Origin of the sequence: Qingrenia yutianensis, from assembly GCF_014385105.1 — a bacterium.
In the GTDB taxonomy this organism is placed as follows: domain Bacteria; phylum Bacillota; class Clostridia; order UMGS1810; family UMGS1810; genus Qingrenia; species Qingrenia yutianensis.
Genome location: NZ_JACRTE010000006.1, coordinates 128,248 through 154,338, shown reverse-complemented (window position 1 = coordinate 154,338; position 26,091 = coordinate 128,248). Strand labels below are relative to the sequence as shown.

The 26,091-nt window shown below is 44.3% G+C and carries 28 protein-coding genes; 27 read left to right on the top strand and 1 reads right to left on the bottom strand.

All coding sequences use genetic code 11. The features are described 5' to 3' along the window. Positions 1–51: 51 nt before the first annotated feature. From H8706_RS07010 to H8706_RS06930, 17 genes are all read left to right on the top strand, one after another. The gene (locus tag H8706_RS07010; protein WP_178347077.1) at positions 52–840 is read left to right on the top strand and encodes a sugar phosphate isomerase/epimerase family protein; all 789 of its coding nucleotides are present in this window, start codon (positions 52–54) and stop codon (positions 838–840) included. Then, positions 840–1,982, top strand: a complete 1,143-nt coding sequence (locus H8706_RS07005; RefSeq protein WP_262432058.1) for a Gfo/Idh/MocA family protein — start codon at positions 840–842, stop codon at positions 1,980–1,982. The genes H8706_RS07010 and H8706_RS07005 overlap by 1 nt, the downstream gene beginning before the upstream one ends. Before the next feature lie 173 nt (positions 1,983–2,155). Further along, positions 2,156–2,392: a DUF1490 domain-containing protein gene (locus H8706_RS07000; protein ID WP_178347079.1), complete on the top strand. Its 237-nt coding sequence runs from the start codon at positions 2,156–2,158 to the stop codon at positions 2,390–2,392. Between the two features lie 31 nt (positions 2,393–2,423). Beyond that, a complete protein-coding gene (locus tag H8706_RS06995) occupies positions 2,424–4,517 on the top strand; it encodes a heavy metal translocating P-type ATPase (RefSeq protein WP_262432057.1) in 2,094 nt (697 codons plus the stop codon). Between the two features lie 77 nt (positions 4,518–4,594). Further along, the gene (locus H8706_RS06990) at positions 4,595–4,885 is read left to right on the top strand and encodes a DUF2325 domain-containing protein (protein ID WP_178347081.1); all 291 of its coding nucleotides are present in this window, start codon (positions 4,595–4,597) and stop codon (positions 4,883–4,885) included. Positions 4,886–5,104: 219 nt separating this feature from the next. Then, on the top strand, positions 5,105–5,605 hold the full coding sequence (locus tag H8706_RS06985) for a MarR family winged helix-turn-helix transcriptional regulator (RefSeq protein ID WP_178347082.1): 501 nt from the start codon (positions 5,105–5,107) through the stop codon (positions 5,603–5,605). 151 nt (positions 5,606–5,756) lie between these two features. Beyond that, on the top strand, positions 5,757–6,710 hold the full coding sequence (locus H8706_RS06980; RefSeq protein ID WP_262432056.1) for a beta-ketoacyl-ACP synthase III: 954 nt from the start codon (positions 5,757–5,759) through the stop codon (positions 6,708–6,710). Positions 6,711–6,759: 49 nt separating this feature from the next. Further along, a complete protein-coding gene (locus H8706_RS06975; RefSeq protein ID WP_262432055.1) occupies positions 6,760–6,981 on the top strand; it encodes an acyl carrier protein in 222 nt (73 codons plus the stop codon). 6 nt (positions 6,982–6,987) lie between these two features. Beyond that, entirely contained in the window at positions 6,988–7,932 is a 945-nt protein-coding gene (locus H8706_RS06970; protein WP_262432054.1) for a nitronate monooxygenase, read from the top strand. Then, positions 7,920–8,852, top strand: a complete 933-nt coding sequence (gene fabD, locus H8706_RS06965) for an ACP S-malonyltransferase (RefSeq protein ID WP_262432053.1) — start codon at positions 7,920–7,922, stop codon at positions 8,850–8,852. The genes H8706_RS06970 and fabD overlap by 13 nt, the downstream gene beginning before the upstream one ends. After that, on the top strand, positions 8,845–9,579 hold the full coding sequence (gene fabG, locus H8706_RS06960; RefSeq protein WP_178347087.1) for a 3-oxoacyl-[acyl-carrier-protein] reductase: 735 nt from the start codon (positions 8,845–8,847) through the stop codon (positions 9,577–9,579). Before fabD ends, fabG begins: the two co-directional genes overlap by 8 nt. 18 nt (positions 9,580–9,597) lie before the next feature. Continuing rightward, positions 9,598–10,827 carry a beta-ketoacyl-ACP synthase II gene (gene fabF / locus H8706_RS06955; RefSeq protein WP_262432052.1) on the top strand — a complete coding sequence of 410 codons (1,230 nt, stop codon included), beginning with the start codon at positions 9,598–9,600 and terminating at the stop codon, positions 10,825–10,827. A gap of 290 nt (positions 10,828–11,117) precedes the next feature. Then, positions 11,118–11,540, top strand: a complete 423-nt coding sequence (fabZ, locus tag H8706_RS06950) for a 3-hydroxyacyl-ACP dehydratase FabZ (RefSeq protein ID WP_262432051.1) — start codon at positions 11,118–11,120, stop codon at positions 11,538–11,540. Positions 11,541–11,545: 5 nt separating this feature from the next. Then, a complete protein-coding gene (gene accD, locus H8706_RS06945; RefSeq protein WP_316636679.1) occupies positions 11,546–12,337 on the top strand; it encodes an acetyl-CoA carboxylase, carboxyltransferase subunit beta in 792 nt (263 codons plus the stop codon). 23 nt (positions 12,338–12,360) lie between these two features. Beyond that, positions 12,361–13,137 (top strand): acetyl-CoA carboxylase carboxyltransferase subunit alpha, encoded by a 777-nt coding sequence (locus H8706_RS06940; protein WP_262432050.1) that lies wholly within the window; start codon positions 12,361–12,363, stop codon positions 13,135–13,137. Positions 13,138–13,506: 369 nt separating this feature from the next. Continuing rightward, entirely contained in the window at positions 13,507–14,196 is a 690-nt protein-coding gene (locus H8706_RS06935) for a helix-turn-helix domain-containing protein (RefSeq protein WP_178348366.1), read from the top strand. A gap of 33 nt (positions 14,197–14,229) precedes the next feature. Further along, positions 14,230–14,922, top strand: coding sequence for a helix-turn-helix domain-containing protein (locus tag H8706_RS06930; protein ID WP_262432049.1), 693 nt, complete (start codon positions 14,230–14,232; stop codon positions 14,920–14,922). 86 nt (positions 14,923–15,008) lie between these two features. On the opposite strand, the gene H8706_RS06925 is transcribed toward H8706_RS06930, so the two are convergent. After that, the gene (locus H8706_RS06925) at positions 15,009–15,440 is read right to left on the bottom strand and encodes a MerR family transcriptional regulator (protein WP_178348368.1); all 432 of its coding nucleotides are present in this window, start codon (positions 15,438–15,440) and stop codon (positions 15,009–15,011) included. Between the two features lie 143 nt (positions 15,441–15,583). Between H8706_RS06925 and H8706_RS06920 the strand changes: the two genes are divergently transcribed. The 10 genes from H8706_RS06920 (at position 15,584) to H8706_RS06875 (ending at position 26,090) form a co-directional block, all read left to right on the top strand. Further along, complete coding sequence (locus tag H8706_RS06920; protein ID WP_394354540.1) at positions 15,584–16,324, top strand: carboxymuconolactone decarboxylase family protein; 741 nt, start codon at positions 15,584–15,586, stop codon at positions 16,322–16,324. A 27-nt stretch (positions 16,325–16,351) separates the two neighbouring features. After that, positions 16,352–17,515: an iron-containing alcohol dehydrogenase gene (locus H8706_RS06915; protein WP_262432047.1), complete on the top strand. Its 1,164-nt coding sequence runs from the start codon at positions 16,352–16,354 to the stop codon at positions 17,513–17,515. Positions 17,516–17,681: 166 nt separating this feature from the next. After that, the gene (locus tag H8706_RS06910; RefSeq protein ID WP_178348371.1) at positions 17,682–18,059 is read left to right on the top strand and encodes a BlaI/MecI/CopY family transcriptional regulator; all 378 of its coding nucleotides are present in this window, start codon (positions 17,682–17,684) and stop codon (positions 18,057–18,059) included. Continuing rightward, positions 18,056–19,441: a M56 family metallopeptidase gene (locus H8706_RS06905; RefSeq protein ID WP_262432046.1), complete on the top strand. Its 1,386-nt coding sequence runs from the start codon at positions 18,056–18,058 to the stop codon at positions 19,439–19,441. The genes H8706_RS06910 and H8706_RS06905 overlap by 4 nt, the downstream gene beginning before the upstream one ends. Positions 19,442–19,651: 210 nt before the next feature. Next, a complete protein-coding gene (locus H8706_RS06900; protein ID WP_262432076.1) occupies positions 19,652–21,352 on the top strand; it encodes a proline--tRNA ligase in 1,701 nt (566 codons plus the stop codon). A 31-nt stretch (positions 21,353–21,383) separates the two neighbouring features. Further along, the gene (gltX, locus tag H8706_RS06895; protein WP_262432045.1) at positions 21,384–22,835 is read left to right on the top strand and encodes a glutamate--tRNA ligase; all 1,452 of its coding nucleotides are present in this window, start codon (positions 21,384–21,386) and stop codon (positions 22,833–22,835) included. Positions 22,836–22,860: 25 nt separating this feature from the next. Continuing rightward, positions 22,861–23,364: a signal peptidase II gene (gene lspA / locus H8706_RS06890; protein ID WP_262432044.1), complete on the top strand. Its 504-nt coding sequence runs from the start codon at positions 22,861–22,863 to the stop codon at positions 23,362–23,364. Beyond that, the gene (locus tag H8706_RS06885; protein ID WP_178348375.1) at positions 23,357–24,262 is read left to right on the top strand and encodes an RluA family pseudouridine synthase; all 906 of its coding nucleotides are present in this window, start codon (positions 23,357–23,359) and stop codon (positions 24,260–24,262) included. The genes lspA and H8706_RS06885 overlap by 8 nt, the downstream gene beginning before the upstream one ends. Before the next feature lie 16 nt (positions 24,263–24,278). After that, positions 24,279–24,788 (top strand): DUF6106 family protein, encoded by a 510-nt coding sequence (locus H8706_RS06880; protein ID WP_262432043.1) that lies wholly within the window; start codon positions 24,279–24,281, stop codon positions 24,786–24,788. A gap of 18 nt (positions 24,789–24,806) precedes the next feature. After that, positions 24,807–26,090, top strand: coding sequence for an NAD(P)H-hydrate dehydratase (locus tag H8706_RS06875; protein ID WP_262432042.1), 1,284 nt, complete (start codon positions 24,807–24,809; stop codon positions 26,088–26,090). The last annotated feature ends 1 nt before the right edge of the window (position 26,091 follow it).

Sequence of the window (26,091 nt, the reverse complement as noted above, 5' to 3'; positions counted from 1 at the left end):
AAATTTTATATAATTGTGGTATCGAACAAAATTTGAAAGGAACGATAAAAAATGAGTAAAATTTCATTGCAGATGTATACGGTCAGAGAACATACAAAAACTTTTGAGGATTTGAAAAAAACGTTCAAACGTCTTTCGGACATAGGATTTGAAATGCTTCAGTATTCAATTCCCGAAAATTTCGACGCAAAAGAGGTTAAAAAACTTTTTGATGAGTACGGAATGGTTAACGATTCGGTATATTGCCAGTCGCTTAAAGTCGGCGAAAAAATGAAAAGCGTCATTGAAGAATGTGAACTTTTCAACACAAAATATGTGAGAGTTGACTCTATTCCCAAAGGTCTTACAAATTTTGCGGACGGATACAAATGCTACGCTCACTATCTCAACGAGCTTTGCACAGAACTTAAAAAACACGGAATTAAGCTTGTTTACCATTTTCACGCGTTTGAATTCAAACGTTTCGGCGAGGATACGGGCATAGACATTCTTCTTAAAGAAACTGACCCCGAGGGCGTTCAGATTATTCCGGATACGCACTGGATACAGTCGGGCGGAAAAAATGTTGTTGAGTTTTTCACAAAATATGCAGACCGTTTCGATTACGTTCACACAAAAGATTTCGGTATCGGACCGCAGGGCGCTACCTGGGAGGCTCGTCCCATTGAGTTTGCACCTGTCGGCGAGGGCAACCTCGACTGGAAACCCATTATCGAATTCTGCAAAAACAAAGGCGTTAAAAGTTATGCAATCGAACAGGACTGCTGTTACGGCAGAGATGAGTTTGACTGCGTAAAATCAAGCTTTGACTACCTCAAAAAGATGGGAGTTGACGACTGATGCAGTATAAAAGCGTTAAAACCGCGGTAATCGGCTGCGGAATGATAAGCGACATTTATATGCAGAATTTAAAAGAAAAATTCAGCATAATCGACTTTGTCGGATGCAGTGACATTGTAAGCGAAAAGTCGAAAAAACAGGCTGAAAAATACGGCGTTAAGCAGATGACCAACGAGGAAATTTTAAACGACCCCGAAATTGAGCTTGTGCTTAACCTTACATATCCGACGTCGCATTTTGAGGTGAGCAAGGCAATTCTTTCGGCAGGCAAGCACTGCTACAGCGAAAAACTTATGTGCCTAACGCTTGACGAGGCGAAAGAACTTGACAAAATCCGCAAAGAGAAAAACGTGATGTTTGCCGTTGCGCCCGATACATTTCTCGGCGCGTCGGAGCAGACAGCCCGTCTTATAGTGGAACGCGGACTTATCGGCGACGTTGTCCAGATTATTTCAAACCGTCCGAGAGGGTATCATCTTATAAAAACAACCGAGGACGACAACTACCGCAAATTCTCGGTAATGCACGAGGGAGGCGGTATTCCGTACGATATGGGCGGTTACGATTTGCACACGCTGTTTAACATTTTCGGACCTATCGAGAGCGTCTGCGGTTTTGCGGAAACGAGAAACGCAAACAGACCGTATCTTAATCCGCGCCACGAAAAGTTTAACGAAAACTTTTTCGTAAACACCGAAAACACAATGTGCGCAAGTATGAAATTTAAAAGCGGTCCGCTTTTGTCGTTCACAATTTCGTCCGAGTTTAATGTTTCGGGCAGTATGCTTATGATTATGGGCACAGAGGGAATTTTACACGTTCCCGATACAAATAATTTCGGCGACCCGATTTATTTGCAGAAAGGAAACGGCGAAAAAATGGAATTTCCGCTTTGCCACCCGTTCAGAGAAAACAGCCGGGGCATAGGCGCCGCGGATATGGCGTGGGCATTGCGCACGGGCAGAAAACCGCGTCTTTCGTTTGAGATGAGCTATCACGCGCTTGAGGTTTTAAAAGCGGTTTGCGACTCATCCAAAGACGGTACGACAAAGCATCTTACAACGGATTTTGAAATTCCGAAACCCATTTCGACAGAGTTTTACAACGGCACAAGCGAAGAGAGAAGCTTGTTCTTATATTAAATTCAGACATAATGAGTTCTGCACGGCGGAGTTAAACCTCCGCCGTTATTTTTGTGCAAAAAATGTGAAAACACGTCGAAATTTGCCCGAAAAATATTGACATTTCGAGTTAGTTGTGATAAACTATCCGCAAGAATGAAAATTCTATAAATTAACGAAGGGAAGAAGTTAAAATGAAAGTTTTGGATTATCTCAAAAATGAAAAGCTTTTGTGCTTTGTCGGAGGAATTTTAACAGCTACCTACGGCGTTAAAGCGCTTAAAAGCGACAAGACACGAAATGCGTGCGTAAAAGGCATTGCAAAATGTATGAAACTTCAAAAAGATGCACAGGTTACTTTGCAGAATATGAAAGAAGAAGCTGAAGATATTTGCTTTGACGCTAAAAAAGAGGCAGAGGGCGAAGAATAATTTTGACGGTTTTTAAGGAAGTGGGTGCCCTATGAGGTACAAAATTATATATGACAAACCGGGCAGACTTCGTGTTCGCTGCGGTGCGGACGTTTTTGAAAAAACGCAGGAGGTTCCGCTTTGCGCAAGGCTTTTGCGTCTGCCGTACGTTTTGTCGGCAAAGGCGTCGCACATAAACGGCGGTATTCTTGTGTTTTATAACAAAGATTTCCGTTCGGAGCTTCTCGGCGAAATTGCGGAAATTAAGGCAAAGTCGATTGAAAAAGGCGAAATTTCACAGCTTGATGTGCTGGACGCGGAATTTAAGCGCGATTTTGCAAAAATCATAAAACGCCGTATTCTCGCGCGCCTGTTTTTGCCGTCGTTTCTGTCGTTTCCGCTTGCGCTTTACCGCGCGGTACCGTTTGTTAAAAGTGGTCTGAAATCGCTTTCGGAGGGCAAAATCAATGTGTCCGTGCTGGACGCGGTGTCAATTTCGGCGTCGCTTTTGAGCGGTTCGCCGTCCACCGCAGCGTCGGTTATGACACTTTTGAACATTTCGTCACTCCTTGAGGGATATACTCGTAAAAAAGCGAAAACCGCACTTTCTGACAGTCTGTCGCTCAATATCGACACGGTTTGGAAAGCGGAAAACGAAACCGCGGTTAAAATTCCGCTTAAAAACATTGCGCTCGGCGACGTTGTGAGAGTTCTTCAGGGCAGTATGATACCCGTTGACGGAACGGTTGAAAAAGGCGAGGCAGGCGTTAACGAGTCTGCGATGACGGGCGAGGCAATGCCGTGCCATAAAACAAAGGGAATGAGCGTGTATGCCGGAACGGTTGTCGAGGAGGGCGAAATTGACATAAAAGTTACAAGCCTTGCCGACAACAGCAGAATAAGCAAGGTTGTGGAGCTTATTGAGAACTCCGAAAACCTTAAATCTGGCGTGCAGACAAAGGCAGAAAAATTTGCCGATTCGCTTGTGCCGTTCAGCTTGCTCACCTGTGCCGCAACGTATCTTTTCACGGGCAACGTCACCAAGGCGCTGTCGGTGCTTATGGTTGACTATTCCTGTGCAATTAAGCTGTCAACGCCGATTTGCGTAATTTCGGCAATGCGCGAGGCAACGGAATACGACATCACCGTAAAAGGCGGACGTTTTCTTGAAAATTATGCTCACGCAGATACCATTGTTTTCGACAAGACGGGAACGCTTACCGTGTCTTGTCCCAACCTTGCAAAGGTGATTGCGTACGAGGGATATACCGAGGACGAAATACTGCGTACGGCGGCTTGCTTGGAGGAACATTTTCCGCACAGTGTGGCAAAGGCGATTGTTCATGCCGCGGAGGAAAGAAAGCTTGAACATCAGGAGGAGCACGCCGAGGTTGAATATATCGTCGCGCACGGAATTTCTTCAATTCTGCACGGCGAGCGTGCGCTTATAGGCAGTGCGCATTTTATCTTCGACGACGAAAACATTGAAATTGACGAAGAGAGAACTGCCGAAATCAAAAAGCTCGGCGAGAGATATTCTATGGTATATCTTGCAATCGGCGGAAAATTATGCGGAATACTCTGCATTGAGGACCCATTGAGAAAAGATGCCGATAAGGTTATAGCAAAGCTTAAAGATATGGGATTAAACCGCGTGATTATGCTTACGGGCGACGGCGAGTCTACTGCGTCAAACGTTTGCGGACAGGTGGGAATTGACAAATTCTATGCGCGCGTTCTCCCCGAGGACAAGCTTAATATTGTAAATTCACTTAAAGAGGGCGGTCACAAAGTTGTTATGGTGGGCGACGGAATTAACGATTCGCCTGCGCTTGCGGCGGCTGATGTGTCGGTGGCTATGAAAGACGCGTCCGACATTGCGCGCGAGGTTGCGGACATCACGCTTGTGTCGTCCGACCTTGAACGTCTGTGCGTTCTGCGAAGCTTGAGCGAAAGCCTGTTCAAGAGAATTTACGGGAACTATAAATTTATATCCGTGTTCAACAGTGCGCTTATACTGCTCGGAATATTCGGTGTAATAACACCCGTTTCATCGGCGCTTTTGCACAATATATCCACAATGGGCGTGTGCGCTTACAGTATGAAACCGTTTTTGAACGAGGGAGATAAAGAAGTTAAGAAGTAAAATTTGTGTCTTGCAAAGGCGGAATTTTTTGATTTTTCGTCTTTGCGGACATAACAATAAAATACGGAGGAAAGAAGATGAGTGTAGTAATTGTCGGCGGTCACGACAGAATGCACTGCAGATACAAGGAAATTTGCAAAAAATTCGGCTGTAAATGCAAGGTGTTCACACAGTGTCCCGCAAATTTTAAAAATCAGATAGGAAGTCCCGATATGATAGTGGTGTTCACGGGGACGGTGGCACATAAGATGGTGAATGCGGCAACAAACCAAGCCGAAAAATCGGGTGCGTACATAAAACATTGCAATTCATCAGGTGCGTGTGCACTGAATGAAGCGTTGGAGGAGTATTTTGCGGGAGCAAAATAATTTTTTTGGTGTTGAGTTAGCTGGAACTAATCAAAATCCGGCCGAAATCAGATTACAGACATTGTGTTTTAAATGCCCGATAAACAGGCTTTTTCTGCAAAGGCGAGCAAGGTTTTTAGAGTAAATCAGAAAAAAATTCCAAAAATTTTCACAAACTTGTTGACAACACAACAAGTTTGTGGTACAATGCTGTCTGTAATAAAAAATCAGGAGGCAAATATGGATAATAAAAATTTAAAATTTGAGCAGCTGCTGCTCATAAAAAGATTTGAGGCTTTTTCCAATAATATTTCTATTGTCCATAAAAATATTCGCAAGCTAAAAAACGAAGTTATGAATAAATACGGTCTTTTGGGCAATCACGGAATATTTTTGTCGTACCTCCTTTTGTACCGCGACGGTCTTACCGTGTCACAGCTTTCTGAAATTATAGGTGCTGACAAAGCTGCCGTTTCGCGCGCATATGCGTCGCTTTACAGAAAAGGATATATTGATTATCCCAACTTTTTCGGAGATAAAAAATACAACACTCCTGCGGTTATTACCGAAAGCGGTCAGAAAATTATGGAGCCGATTGTCGAAACCATTTCGTCGCTTATAGATTCCATAAGCCTTACCGATATTGAAGAGGACGACCGCACAACTATGTACCGCACACTGCGCACCACGGCAAAAAACATTGAAAAGTGCGTTGAAGAAGAAATGTGGGATAAGAAGTAAAAATACAGGGCATATGTCCCTGTAAAAATTTTGAGAACTCTTGTTGATTTTGCAACAAATAAATGCAAAATCTTTGTTTTTTCGGCATAGATGTTGATTTTTCAACAAGCAGAGAATTATCAGCAGAATATTTTTTGAAAGGAAGTTCAAAATGAGCTTTAAAATTACTGGAACGGGCAGTTATCTGCCGCCTCTTTCGGTTACAAACGACGATTTGTCAAAAACCATTGATACGTCGGACGAGTGGATTAAACAGCGCATCGGAATAAACGAAAGGCGCGTTTCCGCAGATGAAAACACCTCGGAAATGGGATATAAGGCGGCGAAAAAAGCGCTTGAAATGAGCGGTACATCGCCTGATGAAATCGACCTTATAATCACCGCGTCAATGACAGGCGACTATCTTTGCCCCACAACCGCCGGCGGAATTGAAAGGCTTTTGGGTGCACATTGCCCGGCATACGACATAAACTCTGCGTGCAGCGGATTTGTGTTTGCACTTGAAACCGCGGCAGGATATTTTGCACGCAAAAAGGTTAAAAAAGCGCTTGTGGTTGGAAGTGAAAGAATAAGTAAAATCACCGACTGGACAGACAGAAACACCTGTGTTATTTTCGGTGACGGAGCAGGCGCGGCGGTGCTTGAACCGGGCGACAGCTACATTGCGTCGCACATAAACACCGAGGGCAGTGACGAGGTTATAAATATCCCGACAGGTACAAATCTTTCACCGTATTACAAAAAAGAAACCAAAGACTGCAGAATTTTTATGGACGGTCAGGAAACGTTTAAATTTGCCGTAAGCACTATGGCAGGTGATATTTCGCGTCTGGCGGAGGAGGCAAACGTTTTGCTCGGCGACATAAAATATATCGTTCCGCATCAGGCGAACGTGCGCATTATCCAGTATGCAAGCAAAAGGCTCAAAATTCCTATGGAGAAGTTTTTTGTGAACATTCAGAATTACGGCAACACCTCGGCGGCGAGCATTGCAATAGCGCTTGACGAGCTTAACCGTACAAAAGGCATAGAAAAAGGCGACCTCATTATTATGACGGCGTTCGGCGGCGGACTTTCAAGCGGTTCGTGCCTTATAAAGTGGTAAATCTTAAAAGATTTTTATAAAATTTATATTATTTTTGGAGGAATTTAAAATGACTATTGACAAAATTAAAGAAGTATTGGCAGACCACCTTGATATGGATACCGCAGGTATCACAAGCGAAACAACATTCGACGATTTGGGAATTGATTCGCTCGAAACGGTTGAAATTATGATGGAGCTTGAGGACGAATTCGGCATTGAAATTTCGGTTGCCGACGTCGGCAAAACAGTAGGCTCGCTTGTTGAATACATCGACAGTAAAAAGGAGTAATTAAATATGCTTAAATCTGCAATATGCGATATGCTGAAAATTAAATACCCTGTTTTTCAGGGCGGTATGGCGCACATTGCCGACGCAGACCTCGCCGCTGCCGTTTCAAATGGCGGCGGTCTTGGTATAATCTCGGCAATGAATTACGACGCAAAATATCTTAAAGGTCAGATTGACAAAGCGCGCTCGCTTACCGATAAGCCGTTCGGCGTAAACGTTATGCTTATGAGTCCGCACACCGACGAGGTTGCAAAGCTTTTGGCAGACGAAAAGGTGAGCGTTATCACAACGGGTGCAGGCAATCCCGAAAAGTATATGAAAATGTGGAACGACGCCGGAATAAAGGTTATTCCCGTTGTTGCCTCCACCGCGCTTGCGAAAATCGTTGAAAGGCTCGGCGCGTCGGCGGTTATAGCCGAGGGCGGAGAGTCGGGCGGTCACGTCGGTGATACCACCACAATGGCGCTTGTTCCGCAGGTGTGCGACGCGGTTTCCGTTCCCGTTCTTGCGGCGGGCGGAATTGCGGACGGCAGAGGTATGGCGGCGGCTTTGATGCTCGGCGCGGTCGGCGTTCAAATCGGAACAAGATTTTTGGTTGCGACAGAATGTAACGTTCATCAGAACTATAAAAACAAGGTTTTAAAAGCCGGGGATATTTCAACAATCGTCACGGGCAAACGTCTGGGACACCCCGTCAGAAGCATAAAAACGCCGTTTTCGCGTGCATATGCAAAAGCAGAATATTCCGATATATCCGACAACGATTTGGAAAATATGGCAGTCGGCGCACTCCGTCTTGCGGCGGTGGAAGGCGACGAGAAAAACGGATGTTTCCTCGCAGGGCAGGTTGCAGGAATGGTGAATAAAGAGCAGAGTGCAAAGGAAATTATCGAAGAAATTTGCACTGATGCGGAGAAAATATTGAAAGGGGCGGAAAAATGGGTAAATTAGCGATAGTTTTTTCGGGTCAGGGTGCGCAGTATCCGGGTATGGGAAAGTCGCTATACGAAAATTCCGAAAGCGCAAAAAAGCTTTATGATTATGCCGAAAGCTTCAGAAACGGCACTATGGAGCAGTCGTTCAACGGCACTGCGGAGGAGCTTTGCCAAACAAAAAACACCCAGCCGTGCCTTTATCTTGTAGACCTTTGCGCCGCGCTTGCGCTCAAAGAAAACGGCATTGTTCCCGACGGAGTTGCCGGCTTTTCGCTCGGAGAAATTGCCGCGCTTGCGTATGCGGACGCGTATTCTTACGAAAAAGGTTTTGAAATTGTGTGCGAACGCGCAAAGTTTATGCAGAAAGCGTCGGAGGAGCACGACACCGCTATGTCGGCGGTTCTTAAGGCGGACAGCAGAACGGTTGAGGAAATATGTGAAAGAATCCGCAAAAACGGCGAAGAAATTTACCCCGTAAACTACAATTCGCCCGTTCAGACGGTTGTTGCAGGTTCAAAAAACGCAATTTCGCAGTTTAAAGAAAATGCAAAAGAGGTTTCGGCGCGCGTTATAGATTTGGCGGTCAGCGCGGCTTTTCATTCGCCTTATATGGACGGTGCGGCGGCGGAATTTAAGAAATATCTTAAAAATACCGAGCTTAAAACTCCGGGTTTGGACGTTTACGCAAACTATACCGCAAAGCCGTATGAGGGCAGTGTTTTTGACACAATCTCAATGCAGATGAACAACCCCGTCCGCTGGTGCGATACTGTTAAAAATATGATTTCCGACGGTTATACCGATTTTATCGAGGCAGGCGCAGGCAAAACGCTCTGCGGACTTATTAAGAAAATTTCGTCCGAGGTAAAAACGTATTCCGTTGAAGATTTCGAGTCGCTTAAATTGACTGTTGAGGCGGTGAAGGCTGATGCTTAACGAAAAAGTTGCGCTTATAACGGGCGCGTCGAGAGGAATAGGCAGAGCGATTGCTCAAAAATTCGCAAAAGAGGGCGCGCATATTGCGGCGGTTTACTGCGGAAGTGAGCAAAAGGCGCTTGAATTAAAAGATGAAATCGAAAAAAACGGCGGAAAGATAAATATATACAAATGCGACGTTTCAAATTTTGCCGAGTGCGAAAACACTGTTAAAAAGGTTATCGAGGATTTCGGCGGTGTTGACATTCTTGTAAACAATGCCGGAATTACAAACGACAAGCTTGTTCTGCAAATGGGCGAGGACGATTTTGACAGTGTTATCGGCACGAATTTAAAAGGCGCATTTAATATGATTAAACACTGTTACCGTAATTTTATGAAGAAAAAATACGGTAAAATTATAAATATCAGCTCGGTTGCAGGGCTTATCGGCAATGCCGGTCAGGCGAATTATTCGTCGGCAAAGGCGGGAATAATCGGGCTTACAAAAACGGTTGCAAAAGAGCTTGCGCCGCGCAATGTGTGCTGTAATGCCATTGCACCTGGATTTATCAAAACGGATATGACCGAGGCGTTTCAGGAAAATGACGCGGTAAAAGGCGCAATTCCGCTCAAAAGAATGGGCAGTGCCGGCGAGGTTGCAAACCTTGCGGTATTTCTTGCGGACGATGTGTCCGACTATATAACGGGCGAAGTTATCCGCATTGACGGCGGATTGGCAATGTAGTCAGGAAAGGATTTTAATATGAACAAGAGAGTGGTTGTAACGGGTATGGGCGTTATTTCGCCTGTCGGAAACAATACAAACGATTTTTGGAACGGTCTTGTGTCGGGCAGAAACGGCATTGACACCGTGACAAAATTTGACATAACCGATTTTAGAGCTACTTTGGCCGGCGAGGTTAAAGATTTTGACCCGACGCTTTATATGGAAAAAGGCGAGGCGAGAAAGCTTGACAGATATTCGCAGTATGCTATGGCGGCGGCGCATCAGGCTGTGGATGACAGCGGTATTATTGAAAAAATTGCGTCCGAAAGGCTCGGTGTTTATTTCGGTTCGGGAATAGGCGGTTTCGACACCATTGTAAACGAGCATAAAAATCTTATTGAGCGCGGTCCGAAACGTGTTTCGCCTATGTTTATACCTAAAATGATTTCAAATATCGCGGCAGGAAATATTGCCATAAAATACGGCGCAAAAGGTCCGTGCCTTTCCATTGTAACCGCGTGTGCAACGGGTTCAAACTGTATCGGCGAGGCATACCGCGCAATCAAGGGCGGTTATGCGGACGCAATTATCGCCGGCGGTGCGGAGGCATCAATCAATCCGCTTGGATTTGCCGGATTTATAAACTGTATGGCGCTTTGCGAAAGCAGTGACAAAAACCGTGCGTCAATTCCGTTTGACAAGGAAAGATGCGGTTTCGTTATGGGCGAGGGTGCCGGTGCACTTGTTTTGGAGGAATACGAACACGCGGTTTCGCGCGGTGCAAAGATTTACGCTGAAATTACAGGCTACGGCAACACCTGCGACGCATATCACGTTACCGCTCCGTCGCCCGACGGCACAGGCGGTGCAAACGCGATTATTGAGTCGCTCGAAAACAATAAAGACGTGCCGTGCGAAAAGGTTTATATCAACGCGCACGGAACAAGCACACCGCTCAACGACAAAACCGAAACAATGGCTGTTAAAAAAGCGTTCGGCGACGGCGCATACAAGGTGCATATCAGCTCCACAAAGTCGATGACGGGACATATGCTCGGCGCGGCAGGCGCAGCAGAGGCAATAGCATCCATATTGACGCTCAACAACAATATCGTTCCGCCGACAATCGGATATAAAGTTCCCGATGAGGAGTGCGACCTTGACTATACGCCCAACACGGCGCTCAAAACCGATATAGACCTTGCGCTTTCGGTATCGCTCGGCTTCGGCGGTCACAACGCGTGTCTTGCGTTCAGACGTGTGTAGGCATCAGAGAATCGAACCCCGTGTGGTTTAAATAGGCAAATTTTCCAAAATACTGCGTTGAAAAGCTATGTTATACGTCAGTATTAACCCAGCTTTTCGCCTTGTCTTTTAAAAAATTTGCTCCATTTAAACTCTTCGACCTTCCGTTTTAAAAATCATTTGAATTTTCGGTACGGAGGACGAAGATAGGCTGACGCCTTTCGAGGACGACAAACCGAAAAGGCATGAAATTTTTAAAATGCAAGGCATACGGAGTTCGGATTACTTTCTTTCGGCTAAGGAGAATTGAAATGAACAAAGAAGAAATTATGAATATTCTGCCTCACCGAAACAGTATGCTTTTAATCGACGAGGCATATGTTGAGGGAGAGGTTGCGCACGGCGTTAAAAAAATCGTCGGCGACGAGTGGTTTTTGGACGGACATTTTCCCGGTTCGCCCGTCGTTCCGGGGGTAATTCTGTGCGAAATTATGGCGCAGTCGATTTGCGTGCTTATGGCGGACAAAATGGAGAAAAACACCTTGCCGTATTTTACGGGGCTTGACAAGGTTAAGTTTAAAAGTCCGGTAAAGCCGGGCGACACTTTTGAAACCGAATGTAAAATTGTGCGTGTGCACGAGCCGTTTTATTTTGCGTCGGGAACGGGAAAAGTGAACGGAAAAGCTGCGGTTAAAGCCGATTTTTCGTTTGCTATCATTAAAAACGAGGTGTAAATTTTATGCTGGATAAAATTTTTAAACGCAATGAGAACCAAAAAACTAAAATCTGCAAAAAATGCGGTAAAGAATTTGCTTACGTCGACGCGGAAAAAAACAATATGATTTGCCCAGAATGTAATTCGTATTTCAGAATGAATCCGAAAGAGCGTATTGCGCTTGTGTGCGACAGTTTTAAAGAAAAAGATGCAGATTTAAAAAGCAAAAACACTCTTAAGTTTCCAAACTACGACGAAAAGCTTGAAAAAGCGGTTGAAACAAGCGGCTGCAAAGACGCGGTGTCATACGGAATTGCCGAAACGGATGGAATTAAATATGTGATTTTCGTTATGAATTCCGAGTTTATGATGGGCAGTATGGGTCAGGTTGTGGGCGAAAAAATCACCCGTGCGTTTGAGCTTGCATTAAGCAAAAAACTGCCCGTGGTAGGCTTTACAACGTCGGGCGGTGCGCGTATGCAGGAGGGAATTTTTTCGCTTATGCAGATGGCAAAGGTCAGCGGTGCGGTGAAAAAGCACAAGGACGCAGGGCTTTTGTATATAACGGTTTTGACTGACCCAACAACGGGAGGTGTTACCGCAAGCTTTGCAATGGAGGGCGATATTATTCTCGCCGAACCGCACGCGCTTGTCGGTTTTGCAGGTGCAAGGGTTATTGAACAGACGACGGGACAGAAACTTCCCGACGGCTTTCAGCGGGCGGAATTTTTGCTCGAACACGGCTTTGTTGACGCGATTGTACCGCGCGAAAAGCTCAAAAACACACTTGCGGATATTTTAACACTTCATAATTAAAATACTGCACAGGAGGCGGAAATATGAATTCATATCAGAGAGTTTTAAATGCGCGCGACTCAAAAAGACCGTCGGGAGCGTATTTCATAAACAGAATGATAACAAAATTTATTGAATTTCACGGTGACAGACGTTTTTCGGATGACGGCGCGATAATCGGCGGAATAGGGTATTTAAACGAAATGCCCGTCACGGTGATTGCAATGGAGCGCGGAACGACCATAGAGGAGAGGATGAAACGCAACTTCGGATGTCCGAGTCCGGAGGGATACAGAAAAGCTCTTCGCCTTATGAAACAGGCAGAAAAGTTTAACCGTCCCGTAATCTGTATTATAAACAGCTCGGGCGCGTACTGCGGAATAGGCGCGGAGGAGCGCGGTCAGGGACTTGCGATTGCCGAAAATCTTATGGAAATGATGACACTCAAAACTCCCGTTGTTTCTGTTGTAACGGGCGAGGGCGGAAGCGGAGGAGCGCTTGCGCTTTCAGTTGCCGACAGCATTTTTATGCTTGAAAATGCAGTTTACTCGGTTATTTCGCCGGAGGGGTGCGCAAGCATTTTGTGGAAAGATTCGTCCAAAGCGCCCGATGCGGCGGAGGCTTTAAAACTTACGGCGAAGGATTTGCACAAATTCGGCATTGTTGAAACGGTTATCAGCGAGGAAAACAGAACAAATGAGGAAATCTGCGACGAACTTAAACTTAAGCTTGTGAAAGAAATAAAAAGACTTAACAAGCTTGACATCGGAGATTTGCTTGATGACCGATATGAAAAATTCAGAAAAATAGGCAGTGTATAATAAATTTAGCCGAAAGAAAGTAATCCGAACCCGCCTGAAAAGGCATAATTTCGGCATCTTTTGGCTTGTCATCTTTGCAAGGCGTCAGCCTTGCTTCATCTTCCGCACTAAAATCTGCCTCTCAAAATCGGAGTTCGGATTACTTTCTTTCGGCTAGGCATCAGAGGATTGAACTCCGTATGACTAAATTTATTTATAAGGTCGGGCTTTTGCGGTGTGCCAAAGCCCGATTTTTTTGTTTTTGCGCTTATTTTTGCGCAATTTTCAAATAAAAACTTGACATTTGCATTTTCACATAATATAATAAAAATGTAAAATTTTGTTAAAAATTTTGCGCAAAATTTAATATCAAACGGAGGGATCAAAAATATGCCCAGAATCAAACGAACGCCGGGGGACAGAATTGCGGAACTGCGCCGCAGCAAAGGGTTTTCGCAGGCGGCGCTCGGTTGGCTTGCAGGGGTTGGAAACACTACTATTTCAAATTACGAAACCAACTATTGCCTGCCGAATATCGACGTTACGGAAAAAATTGCCGCAGCGCTTGAAACACCGACAGAATATATCGTTTCGGGACGCGGAGAAAAAAGCATTTACGAATGCAGAAAACCAAGAAATTTTGTAAAAATTCCCGTATATACGGGCAGTAATTATATGGATATTATGCAGATAGGAAACGACGCAAAATGCGACACGCTCACACTGCCTTGTCTGCCGGAAACGGAAACTGGGAGTTTTGCCGCAATCTGTGCGCCCGACAATTATATGGACAGCGAACTGATACAAAAAGGCGACCTTGTCATAGTACGCCGTATAAACGTTTCCGTTTGCGACATTGCAGAGGTCAAACAGAAACGAATTGACGAAGAAATAAAAAACGGTAAAATTTATGCTTTTATTCATAATAATGAGCTTTTTATCCGCAGGATACACAATATTGCAGGTGCATTTACAACCATAACACACAGTAGATGTTTTCAAAACAGACCGAAAGTCTTTCAGTATGACGAAATTATGATAATAGGCGAGTGTGTTTTGGCATTGGTTGATTTGGATTAAAATGCAGGTGAGGTTGTAAGAAGGAGCTGTGTTATGGATATTAAGGGTAAAAAATTCGGCGAAAGAATGATGTACGTAAGACATAAAAGAGGATTAAGCCGTGAAACGCTCGCAAAGGCGGCGGGTGTTTCAAATTCGGATATTATAAATTATGAGGAAAGCTACATAAGCCCCTCGCCCGAAACCGCTGAAAACATCGCAAGAATTTTGGAAGTGGCGGTTGAAGAGCTTTACGGGAGCGATGTCGACTTATTAAACGATCCGTCGAGAAATTTTGACGAAGAAGCGAAAATTCCGGTTTTCGGCAAGGACGGGTGCAGATATATTATGCAGCTTGACACCGATTACGCGCGTGAATATATAAAGCTCCCGAATTTTTTCAGAACGCGGATAGGGCGGTTTGTAGCGGTGTACGCGCCCGATAACTGTATGGATGCCGCAAAGATTAAAAAAGACAATATTGTAATTTTAAAGTGGATAAGCGTTTCGCTTTGCGAGGATGCCGAAACAATGCGCAACCGTATTGACAATGAAATGGAAAGCGGAAAAATTTATGCTTTTATGTATCGCAATAAGCTTTATATAAGGCGTATTTACATAAGCGGAGGAAAATTCACCGTCGTGTCGCAGAGTGAGCTTTACAACGAAAAACCCGCCGTGTTCGATTATGACGAGATAACGGTGCTGGGGCAGTGCACTATGGTGCTTGTTGATTTTAAAAGATAAAAAGTAAGACACACGGATATTAACGTCCCTGTGCCAAAAAAATTAAATGCGTGCCGAAAATTTTTGACGGCACGCATTTTTTATAACTATTTTTTCAAATCTCTGAATTTTTCGGGAATATCTTCTTTTTTCATATTTTCGTGAATTTTGCAGGTGCCTGCCTTTTTTGCGGTTTCATAATACCAATGCTTGTAATCGAGGATTTTAAGATTTTTCTGCAATTCCTCCATTTTGCGCAAAAGCGCATCGCGCTGGGTGTCTATAAGCTCAAGACGCTTTTCTATTGTGGAGTCGCCCTCACAGCACCAGTCGATAAATTTTTTAATTTCCTTTATCGGCATTCCCGTCTTTTTAAGACATTCTATAATCGACAGCCATTCCAAATCGGCGTCTTTAAACATTCTTATTCCGCCGCCGCTCCGCTCAACAAAGGGGAGAAGACCTTCCTTGTCGTAATACCTCAAAGTTGACGGCGCAACGCCTATTTTCTTTGCGATTTCGCCCACTGTGTATAACATTTTTATATCTCCTTAACATTTCAAAAAAATTTTTTTAAAAAAACTCTTGACTTAAAGTGCACTTTAAGTTGTAGAATATAATCGAACTTGCAGTTTGATTGTATCACAAGTAAATAAATATGTCAATAAGGAGGCAAAATAACGTGGAAACTAAAAAACAGACAGCAGGCAGAGAGTCGCTCGGAGAGTTTGCACCGAAATTTGCACAGCTTAATGATGACGTGCTTTTCGGCGAGGTATGGTCGAGAGATGACAAACTTTCGCTCAAAATGCGGTCGATTGTCACCGTAACGGCACTTGTAAGCAAGGGAATGGTGGATTCTTCGTTTGAATATCACGCGAAAACCGCAAAGGCGAACGGTGTCACAAAAACAGAGATGGCAGAAATTCTCACGCATCTTGCGTTTTATGCAGGCTGGCCTAACGCGTGGGCGGCTTTCAGAATTGTTAAAGAGGTTTATAAAGATGACAGCGAGCCTTGTCACGGCGGAATTTTCGGGCTTGGCAGCGAAAACAGTGCGTACGCAAAATATTTCGTGGGAAAAAGCTACTTAAATCCGCTTACAAATCCCGAAAAAACGGTTTTTGCGGCGAATGTTACGTTTGAGCCGTCGTGCAGAAACAACTGGCATATTCACAAGGCATCGAAAGGCGGAGGACAAATTCTTTTGTGTACCGACGGCGAGGGCTGGTATCAGGAGGAGGGCAGTGCGCCCCGTTCGCTTAAACCGGGCGACGTTGTTCAAATTCCTGCCGGAGTAAAGCATTGGCACGGCGCGAAAAAAGACAGCTGGTTCTCGCACGTTGCAATAGAGTGCCCCGGCGAGAATACGTCAAACGAATGGCTTGAAAAGGCAGACGACGAATATTACAATAATCTTTAAGTTTAAGTTAAACGGAGGTTTTTAAAAATGAAATTTGATTTTACCTATTACAATCCCACAAAAATTTATTTCGGCAAAAATTCGCTTGAAAATCTTTCGGGCGAACTTGCAAACTACGGAAAAAACGTGCTTTTGATGTACGGAAAAGGATCGGTAAAAAAGAGCGGTTTGTACGACAAGGTTGTTGATATTTTAAAAGGTGCAGACAAAAATGTTGTTGAACTTTCGGGAATAAAATCAAACCCGTCGTACAGTCAGCTCAAAGAGGGAGCAAGACTTGTCCGCGAGAACGATGTTGACCTTATTCTGGCGGTCGGAGGCGGTTCAGTTATCGACTGCGCAAAGGGAATTTCGGTGTCGGCATACTGCGAGGGCGACCCGTGGGAAAGATACTGGGTTAACTTTGAGGACGTAAACAACAAAATTGTTCCCGTTGCGTCGGTTCTCACAATGGCTGGAACAGGCTCGGAGATGAACGGCGGTTCGGTTATTACAAATGAAGAAAAAACGCTTAAAAACGGCAGAGTTTTCCCGTCAAATGTGAATCCGAAATTTTCCATTCTCAACCCCGAATACACATACACCGTGCCGAAATATCAGATGGCGAGCGGAATTTTCGACACTATGTCGCACCTTTGCGAGCAGTATTTTTCGGGTGACGACGACAACACCACCGACTATATTCTTGAGGGTGTTATGCGTTCGCTTATAAACAGCGCGAAAACCGCTATGAAAGACAGCGAAAATTACGAGGCGCGAAGCAACATTATGTGGTGCGCGGCGATAGGCCTTAACACTGTGACGGGACTTTCAAAGGAGCAGGACTGGGAGGTTCATATGATTGAACATCAAATCGGCGCGTACACAGACTGTGCGCACGGTGCAGGTCTTGCGGTGGTTTCGGTGCCGTATTACATGTATATTGCAAAATACGGAATTGACAAATTTGTGAGATTTGCAAAAAATGTGTGGGGCATAAACACCGACGGTATGACTAAAGAACAGGCGGCGGAAAGCGGAATCGGCGCGCTTGCGGAGTTTATAAAAATGCTTGAACTTCCCGTGTCTTTGCGCGAGCTCGGCGTAACAGAGGATATGCTCCCCAAAATCGCAAATTCCACCGTTCCCGGCGGCGGATACAAAAAAATGAGCGCGGACGATATTTTGAACGTTTTGAAAGAATGTTTCTAAAATCGGCAAGGTGAATTTAAAAACGGCATAGGATTTTTAATCCTGTGCCGTTTTTTGCACTGTATAAAACAAATTTTATAAATTTAACAAAAGTGCTTGACAAACTATGTCTAATGTAGTAGACTAATTATGTCGACAAAAGTAGAATATATTGGAGGTATACCTTATGACAAATATTAACATAGGTGAAGCGGAGCTTGAAATTATGAAAGCAGTATGGAAAGCGGACGGCCCGATAGGCTCGTCGGCAATCGGAAAAGCCGTTGAAGAAAAAGGCTGGAAACGCACAACGATTGCAACGTTTCTTGCGCGCCTTGTCGAAAAGGGAGCATTGTCCGCCGAAAGACGGGGCAAAGCGTGGTATTACACACCGCTTATAACGGCAAAGGAATATAAAAAATCGCAGGTGAAAAGCCTTATAAAAAATCTGTTTAACGGTTCAGCCGAAAATCTTGTGGCATCGCTTTTTGAAGATGAACAATTTTCGGAAAACGATATAAAAGAGCTGAGAGCGATTTTTGATGACAGGGGTGAGAAAAAATGATCAGCCAAGTATTCAAAGCCATTTTAATCACATCGCTTGCAGGTTCGGTGCTTGCCGGCGTAATCTGCCTGTTTCGCCCGATAACAAAAAAGCATTTCAGTTATTTGTGGCATTATTACATATGGCTGTGCGTGCTTGCCGTAATGCTTATCCCTGTGCGGTTTAGTGCGGTGACGGTGCGTATGCCGAACACCTTGTCACAAGCGGTGCAGACGGTACAGACAAACGGTATCGGACAAACCGGAGCAATAGGAAATGCGGTGCAAACGGGCGCGGTTCAAATGCGGATTTTTGACAAAACGGCTGTTATATGGGACGAAATAATTTACGCTCATATAAATATTTTAGCGTATTTGTGGCTTGCCGGCGCACTGTTTTTGATACTTTTGAACATTGCGCGGTATATAAGCCTTAACGTTAAAATACGCAGACAGACAGAAGATGTCATCTTGCCCGAAATAAGCGAATATACAGACAGAAAAATCAACGTCCGCGTTTGGGAAAATGTTTCATCGCCGTTTATGACGGGCATAGTAAATCCCACGCTGGTTTTGCCGAAAAAAGAGCTTTCGCGCGAACAGCTCTGCAACATACTGCACCACGAAATGACGCATTTTAAACGGCACGATATTTTGTATAAATGGTTTGCCGAATTTGTAGCTTGCGTGCACTGGTTCAATCCTGTTGCGCGGTACGTTTCAAAGCAGATTGCGGCGGAATGTGAAATATCGTGCGATATGGCGGTCACAAAAAATATGTCGGACAGCGAGGAAATGAGCTATATCAACACAATTCTTTCTCTTCTCCCGACAGGCAGGCTTACAGGACTTCCGCTCACCACTCAGATGACAGGCAGTAAAAAGGTTCTGAAAAGGAGGTTCATTATGATTAAAAACAAGAAAAAAACAAGCAAAACTGCGGTGATAATTTCCGTCGTTGCCGCGGTTGCCATACTTATAACGGCGGTGTATGCAAGCGGAATATTGTCAAACTTCGCAAAAGACAACGGCAATTTTGCCGAAAAACCGAGCCAATATGACAAAGCGTCGCCCGAATATACAGCAGAACAGTTCTTTTACCTGTTCAGCGACGGCGATTTTGAGAATATGAAACGTTACTGCACGCAAAGCTGTATAGACGGTTTCTTCGGTGACGATTACGTTTTTGGTATGAACAAGGCAACGCTCAAAAACATCACCGCGGTTGATAACCCGGCGGAAAAAGGCTTTACAAACGGCGAATGGGTTGCACTTGCGGAGGTGACAATGACGCCGGACGATAAATCGGTATTTGACCCGAATCAAACCGAAACGTCATTTTATCTGATATTAAAACAGCAGGACGGAAAATATTTGATTGACGAGTTTGCGTCGGGACTTTAATTAAATATTAACGGCACAGAATAATTAAAAAGCGAAAAACACGCATATCGCCAAAAAAGCGATATGCGTGTTTTTGTGTGTTAACAGCCGTCCTTTTTTGCGTAATAGAGGAAAAATTTAAAAAAATAACAAAAAAGTGTTGCAACTTTGCGTTAAATAGATTATACTATAAGAATGATACAATAGGGATAGAAAGGTTTGAAATTAAAAATGAGATTATCGAAGTATTTGCTTCCCACATTAAGAGAAGTTCCTGCCGAGGCTGAAATTGTAAGCCATCAGCTTATGCTCCGCGCAGGTCTTATGCGCAAACTTGCGTCGGGAGTGTATTCCTATCTTCCTATGGGACTCAAAACACTGCGCAAAGTTGAAAATATATTAAGAGAGGAAATGAACCGTGAGGACGCGGTAGAGCTTATTATGTCGGCTCTTCTTCCTGCCGAAAGCTATATGGCGTCGGGCAGATGGGAGGTTTTTGGCTCGGAAATGTTTCGTTTGAAAGACCGCTCAAACCGTGATTTCTGCCTCGGACCGACTCACGAGGAGATTTTTACCGAAACGGTTAAAAATACTGTAAAATCGTACAAACAGCTTCCTATGACGATATACCAAATTCAAACGAAATACCGCGATGAGCGCCGTCCGAGATTTGGTGTTATAAGAAGCCGTGAGTTTATAATGAAAGACGCGTACAGCTTTGACAAGGACGAGCAGGGGCTTGACGTGTCGTATAAAAAAATGTATTCGGCATACAATAAGGCTTTTAAAAGAATGGGACTTGATTTTATAATCGTTGACGCGGATTCGGGCGCAATGGGCGGAAGCGGTTCGCAGGAATTTATGGTTAAGTCGGACATCGGCGAGGACACCATTGCATACTGCGAAAAATGCGGATACAGCGCAAACTCCGAAAAGGCGGTTTGTATTCCCGACCCGGCAAAAGACGAAGAAATGCGCGAAATCGAAAAAATCCACACACCGCACGCCGGCACGATAGATGAACTTGTTGAAGGTCTTAATCAGACTGCGGACAACTTTGCAAAAACGCTTATCTACAACGCGGACGGCAAATTTGTTGCGGTTATGGTGCGCGGTGACAGAGATGTCAACGAAACAAAGCTTGCAAACCACCTTAAAGCGGTTTCGCTTGAGCTTGCATCTCCTGCCGACGTTATGGAAATCACTCACGCAAACGTTGGTTTTGCAGGTCCTATAAATCTCGGTATTGAGGTTATTGCCGACAACGAAATTATGAATATGAAAAACTTCCTTGTGGGCGCAAACGAATCGGATTATCACTTTATAAATGTTAACGTCGGACGTGATTTTACACCCGATTTTGTCGGTGATTTCAGAACGGTTACAGAGGGCGACACCTGCCCGAAATGCGGAGGAAAAATGAAAATCTGTCAGGGTATTGAGGTTGGACACATCTTCAAACTCGGCACAAAATATACAGAGGCGCTCGACTGCACATTTCTCGACGAGGACGGAAAACCGAAGGTTCCGATTATGGGTTGCTACGGCATAGGCGTAAACCGTTGTGTTGCGGCGATTATTGAACAGCACAGCGACGAAAAAGGCATAATCTGGCCTATGAGTGTTGCACCGTTTGAGGTTATTCTGGTTGTTCCCAATATGAAAAGCGAGGAGCAGAAAGAGGGCGGAGAAAAGCTTTATGAAATGCTCAAAAACGAGGGTATAGACGTGCTCTATGATGACAGAAACGAGCGCGCTGGCGTAAAATTCAACGACGCCGACCTTGTGGGTATTCCGATAAGAATTACCGTCGGCAAAAAATTCGGCGAGGGCATTGTTGAGTTTAAAGAAAGAAAATCCGACACTGTTTTGGAACTTACGGTTGAAGAAGCAATCAAAAAGGCCAAAGAAATTATAAACGCGGAAAAATAGGCGTCAGCCATAAACGAAGGGAAAGATATAAATGTCAAAGGTTAGAACCCGTTTTGCACCGAGTCCTACGGGATATATGCATATCGGAAATTTGAGAACGGCGCTTTATGCTTATCTTTTAACAAAGCATATGGGCGGAGATTATATTTTGAGAATTGAGGACACCGACCAGGAAAGATATGTTGACGGCGCGGTGGATTTGATTTACAGAACGCTTAAAGAAACGGGAATTAAGCACGATGAGGGTCCGGATGTGGGCGGTGATTACGGTCCGTACATTCAGAGCGAGCGAAGAAATATTTATAAAGAGTATGCCGAAAAGCTTGTTGAGCTTGGCGGTGCATACTACTGTTTCTGCGACAAAGAGCGTCTTGACAAGCTCAAAGAGGCACAGCTTGCGCACAAAATGACGCCGAAATACGACGGCTGCTGCCGCGGTCTTTCAAAAGAAGAAATCGAGGAAAAGCTTAAAGCGGGCGTTCCGTATGTTATAAGACAAAAAATCGACCCTCACGGCACAACAAGCTTTGAGGACGCGGTTTTCGGCAAAATCACGGTTGAAAATTCAACGCTTGACGATAACGTTCTTCTGAAATCGGACGGACTTCCGACCTACAATTTTGCAAACGTTGTTGATGACCATTTAATGCACATCACCCACGTTATAAGAGGCAACGAATACCTTTCGAGCACACCGAAATACAATCTTTTGTATCAGGCGTTCGGCTGGGAAATTCCGACATACATTCACGTTTCGCCGATTATCAAAGAAAACGGCAAAAAGCTTTCAAAGCGCGAGGGCGACGCGTCGTATGAGGATTTTATAAACAAAGGATACTTAAAAGACGCGATTATAAACTATATCGCGCTTCTCGGCTGGAGTCCCGGGGGAGATAAAGAAATATTCACAATGGACGAGCTTATCGAGAATTTCAGCATTGACGGCATAAGCAAATCGCCTGCCGTTTTCGATGAGAAAAAATTAAGCTGGCTCAACGGCGAATATATAAGAAAAATGACGGTTGAGGAATTTTTGGAAAAAGCAAATCCGTATTTTGAAAAAGCGGTTAAAAAGGACGTTGACAAAACGGAACTTGCGCGTCTTTTACACGACAGATGCGAAAAATTCTCGGATATTCCCGAGCAAATCGACTTTATCGACGCTTTGCCCGAATACGACATTTCGCTCTACACGCACAAAAAGATGAAAACCAATCCCGAAAATTCGCTTGAAAGCCTTAAAAATTCGCTTCCCGTGCTTGAAGAAATTTCGGATTGGACAGAGGAAAACATTCATAATGCACTCTTTGCGCTTATCGAAAAACTCGGCGTTAAAAACGGCATAATTCTCTGGCCGCTCCGCGTTGCACTGAGCGGAAAGGCATTCACACCCGGCGGAGCTATCGAGCTTGGCTACATTCTCGGCAAAGATGAGTCTGTTGCGAGAATTAAAAAGGGAATTGAAAAGCTTGCCAATGCATAATCCGGCGTTTTAAGGAGGCGGTTTTGTGCTTTACGTTATTTTGTCGGTTGTGCTTGTTATAGCCGACCAGCTTACAAAGGCTTTAACGGTGAAAAATATTCCGTTTGAAGAAAGCATAAACGTTATAAGCGGTATTTTATCGTTTACTTACATTAAAAATACGGGCGCGGCTTGGGGCATTTTTTCGGGCAGACGGTACTTTTTTATAATTTTCACCGCTCTTGTGCTCATCGCGCTCACATTTGTGATAATAAAAAAACGCACGCCGAATAAAATTTTCAACTTCGCGATTTCGCTTATTTATGCCGGTGCGGTAGGAAATTTTCTCGACAGAATTTTCCGTCACGGCAGTGTTGTGGATATGATAAAGCTTGATTTTATAAACTATCCCGTGTTCAATTTTGCCGATTGCTGTGTGGTTGTCGGCGCGGTTTTGCTTTGCGTTTACATTGTATTTTATTATGACGCGGACAAGGCGCGGAAAAAGGAAAAAACGGCTGAAAGCAGTGAGGAAAACGGCAATGGATAAAATCACTCTTGTATGCGAAAACGGCGGCGAGAGATTGGATAAATTCGTAAAAATCGACTCGCTCACACGTTCTGCGGTGCAAAAGCTTATTGAGGACGGGCGCGTTACCGTAAACGGCGAAACGGCGCGCGTAAGCTATAAAGTCTGCACGGGCGACGTTGTGGAGGTTTCGGATTTTGAACCCAAAGAACTTGACGTTAAACCCGAAAACATACCGCTCGACATTGTGTATGAGGACGACGAGCTTTTGGTGGTAAACAAGGGTAAAAATATGGTTGTCCACCCTGCCGCGGGAAATTATTCCGGCACGCTTGTAAACGCGCTTTTGTACCATTGCAAGGGCAATTTAAGCGGAATAAACGGGGTTATCCGTCCGGGAATTGTCCACCGTATCGACAAAGATACGTCGGGACTTTTGCTTGTGGCAAAAACAAACCGCGCGCACATTTCGCTTGCCGAACAGATTAAGGAAAAAAGTGTAAAACGGCGCTATATCTGCATTGCAAACGGCGTTATAGAAACAAACAGGGGCGTTATCGACGCGCCGATAGGGCGTCACCCGACCGAGCGCAAAAAAATGGCGGTGACAAGCAAAAATTCAAAAAATGCCGTCACGCATTTTGAGGTTTTGGAACGGTTTTGCGATTACACATACCTTACCTGCCGTCTTGAAACGGGCAGAACGCACCAGATAAGGGTGCATTTGAAATATATCGGTCATCCCGTTTTGGGCGACGCGGTTTACGGTCCGAAAAAAAATGAATTTAACCTCACATCGCAGGTGCTCCACGCAAAAACAATCGGGTTTGTTCACCCCGTGACGGGTGATTATATGGAATTTGACAGCGAAATTCCCGATTATTTTAACGATATTTTAAATGTTTTAAGAAATAAATAATGTTAGGAGAAGTGTTATGGACGTTTTTTGCGAGTATATCGTAAAGGTGAAAAAAAATCCTGTTGAACTCACAATTTCGGCGCTGGGGATTATTTTGGCAGTAATTCTTCTTGGTTTTTCGCTATTCTTTTTGTTTACACCGTTTTCGAGCTTTGTTCTGCTCATAGACGCCGGAGTTGTTTACGGCGCGTATATTCTTATCACGCATTTTAATGTGGAATATGAATATATTCTCACAAACGGCGATATCGACATTGACAAAATCATAGCGAAAAGAAAGAGAAAAAGAGTTTTGAGCTTTTCGACGAAAGAATTTGAGATTGTTGCGCCGTATAAGCAGGGCGAGAATTACACGAACGTGTTTGACCTCGGAACAAGAAATTACGAAAATGCTTATTATGCGGTGTTCTCGAAAGACGGGCAGAAAAAAACTCTCGTTTTCAATCCGCCACAAAAGATGATTGAGGCAATGAAGACATATTCGCCGAGAACCGTTCATTTAAAAGGCGAGATTGAAAATTATTAAGGCACGGAGGCATAGTTTATGTCAATCGGCGTTGATATTTTAAAAATTTCACGGCTTGAAAAATTAGCGTCAAAGACTGAATTTTTAAACAAGCTGTTTTCACAAAAAGAAATTGAATATTTTAAGAGCCGCAGCTATAATATCAATACGGTTGCGGGCGCTTTTTGTGCAAAAGAGGCGCTCGCAAAGGCGATAGGCTGCGGTCTTTCGCGTTTGCCGTTAACCGAAATTTCGGTTGTGAGAGATGAACTCGGAAAGCCGTTTTTTGAATTTTCCGAAAAAGCAAAGGAAATACTTAAAACATACAGTGATAAAAATTTTGCGCTCACAATTTCGCACGACAACGATATGGCAGCAGCGGTTGTTTTTGCCGATTTTGACGAAAATCACACGCGCTTTGTGTCTGCGGTGCAAAAAAGCGACGTTGAAAATGGGAATATAATCTCGCTTGCAAAAGCTGTAAAGCTTTTGCCCAAGCGTGCGGAAAATTCGCACAAGGGCACGTTCGGCAGAGCGTTTGCTGTTGCCGGAAGCACGGGTTTTACGGGCGCGGCGCGTCTTGCGTGCGAGGCGATTTTAAAAACGGGGAGCGGTCTTATAACGCTCGGCACGCCGAGAAGTCTTAACAATATTTTTGAAATTACGCTCAAAGAGGTTATGACCTATCCTTTGTGCGACGACAACGGAGTTTTGACAAAAGACGCATTTGACGCAATACTGAAATTTTCGCAAAAATGCAATGTCTGCCTTATCGGGTGCGGAATGTCGCTTACCGACGGCACAAGATATATTGTTGAAAATATTGTTAAACAGTGCGAAAAACCGCTTGTTATCGACGCGGACGGAATAAATGCGCTGGCTTTGAATATAAATGTATTAACAAGCCATAGGCAGGAGATTGTTCTCACACCGCACATCGCGGAATTTGCACGTCTTGCCGGCAAAGATTTGGATTATGTCATTGATAATGCCGAACAGCTCGCAGTTGAATTTGCAAAAAAATACAGCGTCTGTGTTGTGCTTAAATCGCACCGAACAAAGGTTGTTTTCAAAAACGGAAAGGTTTTTGAAAACGTTCTCGGAAATTCGGGAATGGCGACGGGCGGTACGGGCGACGTTCTTGCAGGCGTTATAACTTCGTTTGTATGCCAGGGTATGAGCGCAGAAAATGCCGCGCTTTTGGGTGTTTACGTTCATTCGCTTGCGGCGGATATGGCATCGCAAAGTCTCGGTGAATACGGACTTACGCCGACCGACATTATAAACACGCTTGCCTATGCCTTAAAATATTTGGGAGGCTGAT

What these genes read in the sequence shown, in the direction of transcription:
- H8706_RS07010 (WP_178347077.1), top strand. Translation starts at nt 52, where the DNA reads ATGAGTAAAATTTCATTGCAGATGTATACGGTCAGAGAACATACAAAA.
- H8706_RS06910 (WP_178348371.1), top strand. Translation starts at nt 17,682, where the DNA reads ATGACAAATATTAACATAGGTGAAGCGGAGCTTGAAATTATGAAAGCA.
- H8706_RS06880 (WP_262432043.1), top strand. Translation starts at nt 24,279, where the DNA reads ATGGACGTTTTTTGCGAGTATATCGTAAAGGTGAAAAAAAATCCTGTT.
- H8706_RS06875 (WP_262432042.1), top strand. Translation starts at nt 24,807, where the DNA reads ATGTCAATCGGCGTTGATATTTTAAAAATTTCACGGCTTGAAAAATTA.
- gltX (WP_262432045.1), top strand. Translation starts at nt 21,384, where the DNA reads ATGTCAAAGGTTAGAACCCGTTTTGCACCGAGTCCTACGGGATATATG.
- H8706_RS06905 (WP_262432046.1), top strand. Translation starts at nt 18,056, where the DNA reads ATGATCAGCCAAGTATTCAAAGCCATTTTAATCACATCGCTTGCAGGT.
- H8706_RS06985 (WP_178347082.1), top strand. Translation starts at nt 5,105, where the DNA reads ATGGATAATAAAAATTTAAAATTTGAGCAGCTGCTGCTCATAAAAAGA.
- H8706_RS06980 (WP_262432056.1), top strand. Translation starts at nt 5,757, where the DNA reads ATGAGCTTTAAAATTACTGGAACGGGCAGTTATCTGCCGCCTCTTTCG.
- H8706_RS06970 (WP_262432054.1), top strand. Translation starts at nt 6,988, where the DNA reads ATGCTTAAATCTGCAATATGCGATATGCTGAAAATTAAATACCCTGTT.
- H8706_RS06885 (WP_178348375.1), top strand. Translation starts at nt 23,357, where the DNA reads ATGGATAAAATCACTCTTGTATGCGAAAACGGCGGCGAGAGATTGGAT.
- H8706_RS06900 (WP_262432076.1), top strand. Translation starts at nt 19,652, where the DNA reads ATGAGATTATCGAAGTATTTGCTTCCCACATTAAGAGAAGTTCCTGCC.
- fabG (WP_178347087.1), top strand. Translation starts at nt 8,845, where the DNA reads ATGCTTAACGAAAAAGTTGCGCTTATAACGGGCGCGTCGAGAGGAATA.
- fabZ (WP_262432051.1), top strand. Translation starts at nt 11,118, where the DNA reads ATGAACAAAGAAGAAATTATGAATATTCTGCCTCACCGAAACAGTATG.
- H8706_RS06940 (WP_262432050.1), top strand. Translation starts at nt 12,361, where the DNA reads ATGAATTCATATCAGAGAGTTTTAAATGCGCGCGACTCAAAAAGACCG.
- H8706_RS06935 (WP_178348366.1), top strand. Translation starts at nt 13,507, where the DNA reads ATGCCCAGAATCAAACGAACGCCGGGGGACAGAATTGCGGAACTGCGC.
- accD (WP_316636679.1), top strand. Translation starts at nt 11,546, where the DNA reads ATGCTGGATAAAATTTTTAAACGCAATGAGAACCAAAAAACTAAAATC.
- H8706_RS07005 (WP_262432058.1), top strand. Translation starts at nt 840, where the DNA reads ATGCAGTATAAAAGCGTTAAAACCGCGGTAATCGGCTGCGGAATGATA.
- H8706_RS06930 (WP_262432049.1), top strand. Translation starts at nt 14,230, where the DNA reads ATGGATATTAAGGGTAAAAAATTCGGCGAAAGAATGATGTACGTAAGA.
- H8706_RS06975 (WP_262432055.1), top strand. Translation starts at nt 6,760, where the DNA reads ATGACTATTGACAAAATTAAAGAAGTATTGGCAGACCACCTTGATATG.
- fabF (WP_262432052.1), top strand. Translation starts at nt 9,598, where the DNA reads ATGAACAAGAGAGTGGTTGTAACGGGTATGGGCGTTATTTCGCCTGTC.
- fabD (WP_262432053.1), top strand. Translation starts at nt 7,920, where the DNA reads ATGGGTAAATTAGCGATAGTTTTTTCGGGTCAGGGTGCGCAGTATCCG.
- H8706_RS06995 (WP_262432057.1), top strand. Translation starts at nt 2,424, where the DNA reads ATGAGGTACAAAATTATATATGACAAACCGGGCAGACTTCGTGTTCGC.
- H8706_RS06915 (WP_262432047.1), top strand. Translation starts at nt 16,352, where the DNA reads ATGAAATTTGATTTTACCTATTACAATCCCACAAAAATTTATTTCGGC.
- H8706_RS06925 (WP_178348368.1), bottom strand. Translation starts at nt 15,440, where the DNA reads ATGTTATACACAGTGGGCGAAATCGCAAAGAAAATAGGCGTTGCGCCG.
- H8706_RS06990 (WP_178347081.1), top strand. Translation starts at nt 4,595, where the DNA reads ATGAGTGTAGTAATTGTCGGCGGTCACGACAGAATGCACTGCAGATAC.
- H8706_RS07000 (WP_178347079.1), top strand. Translation starts at nt 2,156, where the DNA reads ATGAAAGTTTTGGATTATCTCAAAAATGAAAAGCTTTTGTGCTTTGTC.